The 11754-nt window shown below is 52.9% G+C and carries 5 protein-coding genes; 3 read left to right on the top strand and 2 right to left on the bottom strand.

The annotated features are described in order from the left end of the window. Positions 1 to 53: 53 nt before the first annotated feature. The 3 genes from RHM65_RS19895 to RHM65_RS19885 all read left to right on the top strand — a co-directional run bounded on the left by RHM65_RS19895 (position 54) and on the right by RHM65_RS19885 (position 2593). The gene (locus RHM65_RS19895) at positions 54 to 1496 is read left to right on the top strand and encodes a transglycosylase SLT domain-containing protein (protein ID WP_322169837.1); all 1443 of its coding nucleotides are present in this window, start codon (positions 54 to 56) and stop codon (positions 1494 to 1496) included. A 97-nt stretch (positions 1497 to 1593) separates the two neighbouring features. Further along, positions 1594 to 2028, top strand: coding sequence for a DoxX family protein (locus tag RHM65_RS19890; protein ID WP_322169839.1), 435 nt, complete (start codon positions 1594 to 1596; stop codon positions 2026 to 2028). Positions 2029 to 2284: 256 nt separating this feature from the next. Beyond that, positions 2285 to 2593, top strand: a complete 309-nt coding sequence (locus tag RHM65_RS19885) for a class I SAM-dependent methyltransferase (protein WP_322169841.1) — start codon at positions 2285 to 2287, stop codon at positions 2591 to 2593. Between the two features lie 217 nt (positions 2594 to 2810). On the opposite strand, the gene RHM65_RS19880 is transcribed toward RHM65_RS19885, so the two are convergent. Together RHM65_RS19880 and RHM65_RS19875 are read right to left on the bottom strand one after the other, a co-directional pair. After that, positions 2811 to 6872 carry an RHS repeat-associated core domain-containing protein gene (locus RHM65_RS19880; RefSeq protein ID WP_322169843.1) on the bottom strand — a complete coding sequence of 1354 codons (4062 nt, stop codon included), beginning with the start codon at positions 6870 to 6872 and terminating at the stop codon, positions 2811 to 2813. Positions 6873 to 7132: 260 nt separating this feature from the next. Beyond that, positions 7133 to 11725 (bottom strand): hypothetical protein, encoded by a 4593-nt coding sequence (locus RHM65_RS19875; protein ID WP_322183926.1) that lies wholly within the window; start codon positions 11723 to 11725, stop codon positions 7133 to 7135. Between the last annotated feature and the right edge of the window lie 29 nt (positions 11726 to 11754).

The following is an 11754-nucleotide window of genomic DNA, read 5'->3' as shown; positions in this document are numbered from 1 at the left end:
TGGCTTTCGACTTTTTTGCGGCTTATTTTGGCACGCATTCCCCTGGAGAGCGGATGACGCGACCCACGTTTTTGATCGTGATCTGCATACTGGCATTGTCGCCATTGCCGGCACTCGCTCGCCTGACGGGGCCGCCAGTGGTGGTGAAAAAAAGCCAGGTGCGTGACCTCTCAGCGATTCGCAGCAGCAAAGTGCTGCGGGTCCTGGTCAATCAAAGCCGCAACAGTTCGGGGGAAGTTCAAGGCGAAGAAATTGGTGTTGAGTACCATCGCCTGAGTGCCTTCGAGCAATACCTTAACGGCCATTCCCGTGACGGTCAGCAACTGACCTTAAAGATAATCCCCAAATCCAAGGATCAATTGCTGGCCGCGTTGCAACGCGGAGAGGGCGACTTGGTGGCACCCGGCGAGTTGCTCGACACCAGTGCGGCCCGACGCATAGATGCCAGCGCGCCGGTGGTCAGTCATGTGCCGTTGATTGTCGTCGGCATCAAAGGCGAGCACGGCTTCAAACACATCGAACAACTGTCGGGGCGAACAGTGACCCTGTCCACCGGCAGTGCGGCGGACGACGCGGTCCGTCAACTCAATCAGAAGCTCGCCCTGCGCAAACTACCCCCGGTCAAGATCGAATGGGTGGATCCCAGTCTCGCAGTGGAAGACGTGCTGGAGATGGTTCAGGCCGGGGTCTATCACCTGACCGTGGTCGAGCAACCCATCGCCGAACGCTGGGCCAAAGTCATGCCCAAGCTGCGGGTAGACCGCTCATTGGTGCTCAGCAACAGCGGCGACATGAACTGGTACGTGCGCCGCGACGCTACCATGCTACGCGCCAGTATCAACCGGTTTCTAAAGCAGTATCAGGTGCCTTCCGACGAAGATTTTGCTTTCGAAAAGGCCTACCGAGGTCTGTATCAAGTGCATTACCCGCTGGCCAGCGAAGACCGCCAACGCCTGGAGAAATTGCGGCCGGTATTACAGCGCTGTGCTGACGAGCAGGGCATGGATTGGCTGAACCTTGCGGCGTTGGCTTTTAAAGAGTCGGCGCTGGACCCAAGCGCCAGGGGCGCAGGCAACGCCACGGGACTGCTGCAGATTACCCCCTCGGCTGCGCAACGGGTCGGCGTCGACAATATTCACAACGTCGATGGCAATGTGTTGGCCGGTGCGAAGTACCTGGCGATGATCAAACGCAAGTATTTCTCCAGCTCCAAGGTCAATGAGCGCGAACGCATGGCCTTTGTCATGGCCGCCTACAACTTGGGGCCTGAGCGTGTCGAGGCGATGCGCGTTGAGGCCAAGCGTCGTGGATTGAACCCGAATCAGTGGTTTTTTCAGGTTGAGCGCATTGCTATGGAGCAGGTGGGGATGGGGGTTGTGAGCTACGTTAACAGTGTGAACAAGTATTATTTGGCGTTTGATCGCGAGCGCGGGTCGTTGGAAGGGTCTCATTCCAAACCGCTGCAGCAAAAGATCGCCTTTCGAAGTAATCGATAATACTGATCGTTATGCCGCATATTGCGGGATTTTAATACCGATTAAACTGATTAATATAGCGGCCATCTCAACCCCCTCATACAAAGGAATGCACGCGATGAACACTCTGATGAACACAGTATTTTCGACACGTGCCGGCTACGGCGTGACAGTCTTGCGGATGCTCGTCGGTATCATCTTCGTTGCTCACGGCGGGCAAAAGCTCTTCGGCCTGTTTGGCGGCTATGGCCTTTCCGGAACGGCTCAATACATGGAGAGCCTGGGTTTAACGCCGGGTTATCTCATGGCATCGCTGTCGGGAGGTGCTGAATTCTTCGGCGGCCTGGCGTTGATCATTGGGCTGTTGGCGCGCCCGGCGGCGGTCGCCTTATCGTTCATGACGATCGTTGCGATTCTTTCGGTGCACATTCACAACGGCCTGTTCATGGCCAACAACGGGTTTGAGTTCGCGTTGGCGTTGTTGGGGGCGTTGATCGCGATCCTGATCGAAGGTGCCGGCAGAGTTTCGCTGGACCGAGCCATTACTGGCTGAACATCGGCATCACCCACCTGGCCCGCTCAATGCGGGCCTTGTTGTTTTAGCCTAAGCGCTTATTGACAGTGGCTACGCCGCTTCTCTAGGATGCTGCCCATGCGCCGATTTAAACAGCTACTTGCGGGGCGCCAGGCAAGGATCGAATCCTCGTCTATCTGAAGTCTGAACCGACTTCTAAATACCGCTAAAGCGCTGGTTCGGTGTTGCCTCTCACCCGTGCCCAGCGGGATTTTTGAGGCTGAGACAAAACATCATGAGCTGTCCGCGTCCCCTTATTCGCTTATCGCCGTTCACATCACCGCTGACGCGCCGCAACCCCAGGATTTTGCTGGGTGGCTCGCATCAACCGACACTGCTGCGTTACCTCGAAGGCTGGCCCAAACGCAACGGCAAACCCGCTGCGTTCCTGATCCAGTTCATCGACCAGAACGAATCCCTCTCCGATTTTCCCAATGACCGTTTCGACATCGCGGTGGTGCAAGCACCCAGCGCTGACCAGGCTGAAGTCTTTATCAAGCACTTGGTGCGTGTTGCGCGGCAGGGGTTGATAACTCGGGGTTGATGTCCATTTCCACCGCAATTACACAAATCTCTGTGGGACCGGATTGATTCGAGCGGGCACCATGGTGTAACGCGTCGTACCGCGTTGGTTCTTTCGCTCGCAAGCCAACCTCCCGCCGGATTTCGGATAATCCAAAATCCTGTGGGGCAGGCTTGCCTGCGATGGGCTTGACTCGCTGGCGCCTGATCCACCGCCTTCGCCAACGCGGTCTGATCACTCATTTCAGTGGTTTAGAGGGAAACCATTCAGGGCGATAGATCGGGGTGACGAGATTGCCAGAACTATCAATGAATTGGGATTTGTGGGACATGAAGACATCGCCTTTTTTAAACAGCCTGTCTGAGTACTCCTTGATGGTAAAACCTTTATTCAGCACTTGGTCAAATAAGCTCACCGTACTTTCCGGTTCGAAATTTGCCGTCAGAGGCTCATGGAATCCTTTCACCGGCAGACTCGCTTCTATGGAAAACCGGCTTGCAAATGATTTTTCGGCACCCTCGGCGGAGTGACACATGCAAAGTCGTACAACGTCGTAGTTCGAGAATTGAACGCCAGACTGTTCAAGTTCTTTGTAAAGGCGGTCTGCTTTCCATGTCACGAAGTCATCGCCGACCTTTATTTCTTTCCCTAAAATCTTGAATTTCTTCGAGACGGTATTGACGTAAATCTCTACAGATCCATCTTCCAGCTGAACGCCGTGCCCGGCGATATTTAATCGGGTCAGGGGATTACCTTTTTTCACGTTATAAACGTCTTCGAAAATATAAATATGCTTGCTTAACGGACTGTCGGCATCGAGAGGTCTCATGTTTTTCATGGGGCCGCCAAGCTCTACAGTTGCTCCCCCCTGAAGATGTGTACCAATGTTTGTTGTTCTTCTACCTGCTCGCTGTAAGCGTTTTCCAATGTCCCCCGCCAGTCTCCCTGTTTTACTTGCCCCCCACCGCATCATCCTTGCCCCACCGGCGATAGCCGCCTTAACCGGCAAAACCATCGTCGACATGTCCAATCCAAACCCCGCCCAACTCAATTTTTCTGACAATTCAGGATTACTGTTTTGTAGCGCAACGCTGGCGATTGAAAGCCCGCTGCTGACCACTGTTGCTGCTAGCAGAGTTCCAGCCGCGACCAGCGATGCGCCACCGGTGGGAATTGCCAATAGCACCGCAGCCACTGAAATCAAAACCGCAACACCCGCCCAAAGAATGGAGGATACAAGGGAACCGGTGGTGTCCTGTTGCTGCGTCTTAGGCGGTTTTGCCGGCGTAAAATCACTGATTAACTGGTCAAGTTTTTGGATCATCTGATCCTGCCCCCAGCGGCTGATCATCACATGGCCGTTGGGGTCGTACAGATTCACCGGGTCACCGCTGCAATACGCGTAATCATTCAGTCCGCCGTATCCGAAAGGGCTGGCACTGTCCGGCTGTTGAAACACCCGCATTGAGGGGTTGTAGACGCGATAGCCTTCACCCAAATGGTAGCAACCGGTCAGCGGGTCGCGCCGGGCTTCGTTATATCCGACGCCACTGATCAGCGAACTTCTACGCGTGTCAGCGCACTCTCCCCATGGGGTATACGAAACACTGTTATGAACCAAAGCAGCGGTTTGGTCGGGTCGATACTCGCTGGTCATACCGCTCTGTGGGTCACTCAACGTAAATACGGTTTGCTGACTTTGGTCGGTTATCAATTGCACCGCCAGCCCGGCCTCTTCGTCAAACCGAAGTCTTTTCAGCTCTTTTCCGGTTTGATCAAGCCATACCTCGCCACACAATGCATCGTCGCTATAAATCAACACGCGGCGCTGTTGTGCTTGTTCGTCCCATTGAATGGTCAGTCGGTCCTGTTCGTCGTATTCGTAGCGGGTGATAAGTCTATTATCTCTGCCAGTGACCGCCGCCAGCCGTCCGGTCATGCTATAGCTGAGTCTGCGGCCTAGCTCATCCTGAGTTAGATTGCCGTTTAGATCATAGGCAAGTATCGCTTCGGTTCGGACGGGATTTGCCGTCCGTCCCGCGCTGTCAGGCGCCGGAGTGTTGATCGTCACTGTTTTGATTCTTTGCGTCGGATTGCTTGCGTTGTAACTGTATTCCTGCCGTTGTTTGCTGCGGTCAACAAACGTAGTGGCGCACGCAATAAGATTGTTCAGCAGGTCGTATTCGTAGGTTTGGTTACGGATCGATTTACCGCCAGCATCTTGCGGTCCGTCGACAGTGGCGTCATCGACGACCCATTCCTGAAGGCGCTCGCGAAGGTCATAGTTGAAGCGTTCACTTAGACACGTAACGCCCTTGCGGCTCAGAACTTTGCCAATCAGTTGTCCGCTGGCCGACCATTGTTGTTGGTAGGTTTCGACTTCCTCATGGTTCAGGTCATAGCGACGACAGGTTTCTTGACCGAAGCCGTCGAACTCATGGACTACCGCCAGCGTATGGCCGGTTTGCAGGTCACGTACGGTGGTTCGCTCACACTGACCCCAGGCGTCGTACAGGTAGTGATATTCAAGGCGGTCACGCTGCACTCGGGTGCGCCGGTTCAGTCCATCGCGCCACGCAACGACTTGGCTATCACTGGCATATTGAGTGACATAAGCGGTACCCAACAGCGAGCGATAAAAACCAGTGTTGAGCACCAGATCACTGGTAACTCGACGGTTAAGGCTACTTAACCAGTCAGACTCTCTGGCGCTGGCATTGACCTCGCTTTGTTGGGCGGTGGGTACGGCCGGACGCGTGGCTAACAGGGCTGTTTGTAGCGGATCGTAAGTGAACGTCGCCAGCGTTGTAGTCGCCTTGCCAGTGCTGGAAGTGGTCTCGGTTTTCCAACTCAATGTATTGCCATCGTCAGACACTTCGCTGAAAAGGCGTGTCGTGTCCGGCATCTCAATCGCTGAAAAAACTCCATTGGTGTAGACGAAGTTATAATTGCGCGCCCCGACCAGACGCTTGTCCACGCGTGCCTGCCCTTTTAGGGTTTGTTGACCAATGACGATTTCCCTGTCACCCGTCCCGCCTCCAGTAATGCTCAGACGCGTCACGATGTCACCCAAGCCGCCATAGGTGCGCTTAACCTTCGTACCCTCTGGGCTGGTCCAGGCGACAGGTCGATCCAGTTCGTCGTAGTCGACCTTGAACACTCGCTCACTGTTTGGCACATCTTTCGCGCTTTGCTTGAGTTGGGTCATACGGCCCAGAGGGTCGAAGGTTTTCTCCGTACTAAAACGAGGCAACGGTAAGGGCGAATTGGCGGATAAGGGCAGGTGTGCGGAATCAATGTGCAGGGTGCTGCCGTTTTTCAGGTTTTGCTGACTGTGTTCATGGATCAGGCGAGCACCACGCGAATCGCCCAGGGTTTCTTCTTTAGTAAACTGCGGGACACCATCAACTGATAACGTTGAATCCCTATCATTTGACCCCGCCCAGAACCAGTCACGGGCGTTATCTGGTTGCACTGACAAATCAACCTGCCGCTGCAAACCTCCTGGCAGATAGTCCAGCGTAATGCCCTGCGCCCGCACTGGGCAAAAGTTGCCATCGGACACGTCGGCACCCGGCTGGCGTTGTTGCTCGACGCTTACCACTTGTTGCAGTCCGTCCTGGAAAACCCGCTGGTATCGCGCATTGACATGCGCGCGGTCTATGCTCGTGATGCGAACGCCGCCGTTGATTTCTTCGTAGTGTGTATCGATGTCAGTCAACGCTTTATCAGTACGGGTGACCTTGTCGTTGTGCACAGGATTATTGGCGTAGCTGGTTTCGCGCAGCACGCGCCCCAGTTTGTCGTATTGCCAGCGAACCTGTTCGCTCTTGTGCAACCGCCATTGCAGTAGTCCGTGGTGAAGCGAACGCCGTTCGCTGGAGAGCTCCACGTCATCTGCGGGAACATCACTGGCCCGCGAGCATAGCGTGATTTTCACGACCCCCACCGCGATGTTCGTTTCTCGCGTTTCGGTGGTAACCAGTTGGACTTTCTCACGGCCCCAATAACGTCGTTCAGTGACGCAGGTTGTGGCGACTTTATCGGAAACAGCACTCTCAACCGTTGTCTGGCAGTGAATGTCTGCGTATTGACGCCCAGCGCTTAACCCCAGCTTCCAAGGCGTATCGGGATTTGAGTTGACCTCGCTGAGATTGCTGACGATCACCCCGCGCAAGGTTACCGCTGTGTCGGCTTTGGGAGTGCGCTGTTCGGTGTTGTCCGGTTTGAGGTAACCGTAAAGCATAAGACTGACGGGAAGAATGACACCCTCAAAAATCTGGTACTGAAATTGAGCCATCACCGGTCGGGGCGAAGTCGCCGCCGTTTTCGGCGCCTGTAGGCATAGCGTGGCGACCTCCGCGCCGCTATTCCAGATCTCGCGTTCCCAGTCTTTGTGCAAAAGTGACCTCAAGTCCGGGCTTTTGCCGCCAGTAGAAGGATAGTGGCTCCACACACTGATGACGCCGTCTGCGGCGACGCTTTTGACCAAGCGCCCATCGGTGGCATAGGTAAAGCTTTGGCTTGCGGTAGCGCTAGAGCGCGTTTTGGTCGAAGTGCTCATGATGCAAACTCCGGAGCGGATTGCTGAGTATCGTCCTGATACGTGGTTTCAATTGCGGTCGGCAAACCAAAGCGTGGGTCGCCTTTTGCTACATCGCTGTAGGTCCACTTGGTGATTTTGCAGGCACCGGAAGGTGCGGTTTCCTGTTCCTCAACCTGGAGGTGCAGGCCGTTCCAGGTTCGCTTTACGCAGACGCCTTGATTTTCGATTGAAGTGGTTGAATAGAAATAGGAGCTGCCAAGTTCGACGGCGGAATCTTTAAGGCGGTCGTAGCCTTCGCCTTGGTTGTAACCCAAGTAGTTGTTATCGCTATACGACCAGTCTATCCGCAGTGGCGGTTGATCAGCGCCCGGTGAAATAATGTGCAATGCTACCCTTGGCAGTGGCGGCTTCCAGCCAGCACCGCTGGGGAATTGCATAACGTCTTCGTCGTAAAATACTTTTTCCAGCGACCCGTCCGATTCTAATATCGACTCCAATACCCGGTCCAACGTTGGCTCAGGGCAATACCGATATGTCACGCTTTCTGAAGAGGTGTTGTAGACGTTGAGTTGACGACTGATGCTTTTAAGCAAGTAGTTTCTGAGATCGAGAGTGACGGTGGTAGCGTTATCGGTATTGGGCCACAGGCTAAAGATCACGCTGGACACTAGGTCATCGGTTTTTTCAGCTTTTTGGGCGGAAGAGTATTCGGCGTGCAACAGTTTCTTTTCTGCCGACATTACCTCCATCAATAAGTACTGTCCTTGACGGCGCTCCCAGATAAAATCCAGCCGTTCTCCAGACGGCGAAAAAACCCTCGCAGGAACAAGCTGGCGATCGGGATTTTTCCAATAGGCCAGCTCCCGATCAACTTGTTTTTTGAGTTCTGGCAGACGTGTTACCCAGTATTCTTTCCATTGAGTATAAGCAGCATTGAATTGATTTCGATCTTTCGTATAAGCGTTGTCTTCGTTAAAGATGTCGCAGAACGCTTCTGCAACTCGCTGATACCACGCAAGGTTCAGGACGGGCTTTTGACTGGCTACAAAAAGCGGTATTTGAGTTTTTGCTTCTTCGAGCTTTGATATAAGTTGTGAAATGAATGCCGCGTTATGTTCAGCCAGTTCACCACTCGGCAGCGTGAGCTGTTCTTTGCGTCCCGACGGAAAATTGAGCTCTAGCGTTCGCATGATCTTTTGTTCATTGTCGAAGGTTGCTGTCGCTTTGCAGGCAGACTTTTCAATGCATTGCATTGCCTTCAAAGCGTCTAGTTCATTCTCTGTGAACTGGATCGTTTGTCCTGTACTCAGCGTCAGTAATCGAGGGCGACTGTCGTACCAGGAGAAATTAAACGCCCAGCCATCACCAATGCCGGATTCATTGGCGCGCAGCGGAGAGTAGTGCAGTGTGAGATCAAATACTGGCCCTCTACCCTCGAGTCCCATCAACGTGGCTATTGGATAATGGGCGTTGAATAACCCTGTGCGTGGGTCCACGCCGTTGCTGTTTTGGCCAGTGACATCAAATACCTCGGAGCGGTAGGTGTTGCCGTAGTCTTCGCATAACGGAGAAGTGGGGGTTGGGCCTTCGTCTGCAGGTCGAGGGGTAATGACATGCGATTGCCCATAGTGCCAAATTCCATTTGAATTGATGACGCCGGAAGCTGTGACTGTAAGTGGTACGGTATCGAGTGATTCTGGGAAATAAAGATTGAAGTTGAAACGCGTGTCGGTTTTTGCCGATGGAAGTAGTTGTATGCGGTTTTTACGCGCTTGCGGCAGGATGAAAATCACAGCGGTACTTCGACCATTCTCGCTGATGAAATCAACAACTCCGGAGTAACCAGAAGAGCTTGTTTCTGATCCTGATGAGGTTATGTTGCCGGATGCAATGGATGCAATGGATGCAATGGATGCTGTGGGTATGTGGTGTTTGTCGATAACTTTTATTATTGCAAAAAGCTGCCAACGATTGAGGATGTGCTCGCTTAGCAATTGTTTGAAATTTTCAAAAATAAGAGATTTTTCGAAATTTAATAGCGTCTCATAGCTTAGGTACAATACGCAGTCTAACACAAACTTATAATCATACATGTTGCCGTAAAAGTTTTGCTCTTCACCACGCGTAAGTGTCATTATTCGTACAAGCGCGTCGATTTTATTTTTGAGGTTTTTGACATCGTCACCCGATTTGTCTTTGTACCGCTCTTCATTAATTTTGTACCGCTCTTCATTAATAAGAGCGTCCACGTTTTTTATACGGTCTCGCTCGTAAATATCTTTAACATTTTCATAGATGTCATCGCTACTCCAATACCCTGACGATACTTTTATCGGTTCTGCTTCGTCTGGTGTTAGGTTCTGACGGTATTCTTCGGTGATAGTGGGGGGTGTCCGTATGATGATTTGTATATTTGAAACCAAAGGGGATGATGCAGAAATAATGTCAGGATCAGCCGTCCTGGCGGCCGGTCCATTACGTGCGTCTATGGAGTACCCGGATTGAATGTACGGGCGTGTGCTTTCATTTAAGAACATGGCAATGTTCGAACTGACATTTACGACCCACGATGCTTTGTCAGTAATCTGATCCTTGGCCATCGGCGTAAATACCTGACTATAAAACACTCGCTGAGTCAGTTTATTCACCAGCTGCAGCTGCACTGAACTCTGATTGCTTTCATACAGTTCAGCCAAGGGTACGGACACCTTCGTCCAGTTGCGTGCTGACGGTTCAGTGGTAAACACGCGCAGCGGTGCGCCCACTTGCCAGATCGATGCTTGCGTCGCGTTGACCCCCGGATCAGCGGAGCCTTGAGTGCGCCCACCCAAACGCACGTAAGGAGCAACCGTAGAGCTACTAAGGGCTTTCGCCCACGCGTTGATCCAGTTTTGTTTTTTTCGCTCTTGCGCATTGGCGGGTGTGAAGCAGTACGCGGGCACCAGTTCTGCTTGAGAAAAATCGTCCCACACGTAGCAGTAAATCGATTCACCCTCTGCCAGGTCGCGTTCAGCCTGCACGGTCTGTTGAGTCCACCAAGTCACCGGTATGGCCGTCACTGCCAAGTCTGAGCATTGCGGGATCCACAGGGCGTTTTGATCATCTCCAGGCGTTATCGCGCCGGTGAGGGCATTGATGGCGCCCGCGCGCAGCATCGCGCCGTTGCGATTGATTTGCTCACACAAGTCCTTGGACCATTGTTGAGCGGCCAAGCGTGAATTTGCGGGTTTGAAGATATGGGTTTCATAGAGGTACTGCGACGTGATATCCCGCACTTGCACCCATAAGGTTGTATCAGCGCTCAGCGGTTTTTCTGCCAAGGTGAAGGTGGTCACCCAGTTATTGCGAAATGCGGCGGTCGAGAACGTGCGGTATTCCCGGCTGTAGTGCCAAAGGCGATTGATCAGCGATTTGCCAACAATATCCAGCGTTGAGAATTCAGCGGGTGCTGCGCCTCCCGGCAGATCAATAAATTGGCCTTGGTCATTCCAGCCGCCTGCGGTTATTTGTTTGGCATTGGCGTTGATGCATTTAGCAAATGCCTGGGGCCATTTGGCTTTGGTTCGGGTATTGGTGCCCGGGGTAAACGTAACGTGCTCCAGTGGTTCGCCGTCCGAGCGACGGATTAACCAGGTATGAAGTTTTTCTCCCGGTTCCAGATCACGGTCTGCTAGCAGATAAGAAGGACTGAGCCACGAGTTTTGCGGCACACCGAGTTCGTCCGGTTCAAAACCAGTCATGTCCGGCAGGTCTGTCTTCGGCACGGCTAACAGGCCAGAGGCGAAACTGAAGTCAGGGGTGTCATAGGGGTTAGTTACGGCAGAATCAGGTGGGGCAGAAGAAACGAGCGACCCACTGGAAATGACAACCAGATTCAGGCCGGAGTTTCGCGCAATCCACACTGCGTTGCCCGTGCTGGCCGGGCGCAGAAACTTATTAGCGTCCCAACCGCCACCTTTAATCATGCGACTGTTGTCGTTTATTTGAGCGCAAATATCTTGGCACCACTCAGCCGCTTTAAGCCGGTCCGGTTTTGGGGTGAAACTATGGGTTTCGTACAGCGTGTCTGAGCTTTCATCCTTGACCTGTAGTTCGATCTTTGCGTCTGACCCAAGATCCAGTTCCGAAAACACCAAATACTTGATCCAGTTATTGGTATGGGGAAGCGTAATGAATGCTCTGTTGTCGTCCCCTTGAAACCAATACCTGTTACGAACAGAAACCGCCGCGGCCCCGACTGATGCGGCTCCCGGGAGCACGATTGCCAAGCCCGACGGACCACTGGCAGCTTCGCCTGCCTGAAGTTTGCTGCCGGTGTTCCACATTGAAATTGCCAGTTGTTTGGGCCACTGACCGACCGGTCTGTAGTCCTCCCTCGATGGGTACCAATAGAAGCTTTCGAGGATTTTCCCGCTGGCTCTATTAATGACAAACGCATAAATCTGTTCTTTCAGATTTAAGGCGCGTTCGGCTTCGATATAGCCTGGGCTTAGCCACGTCTCCTTATCACGTTTATATTCGGCCCATTGGAGAGTGTCCGGAATAGCTTGTTCACTGGTTTTAGTGGTCAGTCCTAAAGCGTCCTGATTGATACCGTCCCTGACCATTGTTCAGCTCCTTTGATTTTAGTTTTCTC

Source organism: Pseudomonas sp. CCI4.2 (assembly GCF_034350045.1).
Lineage (GTDB): Bacteria > Pseudomonadota > Gammaproteobacteria > Pseudomonadales > Pseudomonadaceae > Aquipseudomonas.
This window is presented reverse-complemented; position numbering and strand designations above follow the sequence as displayed.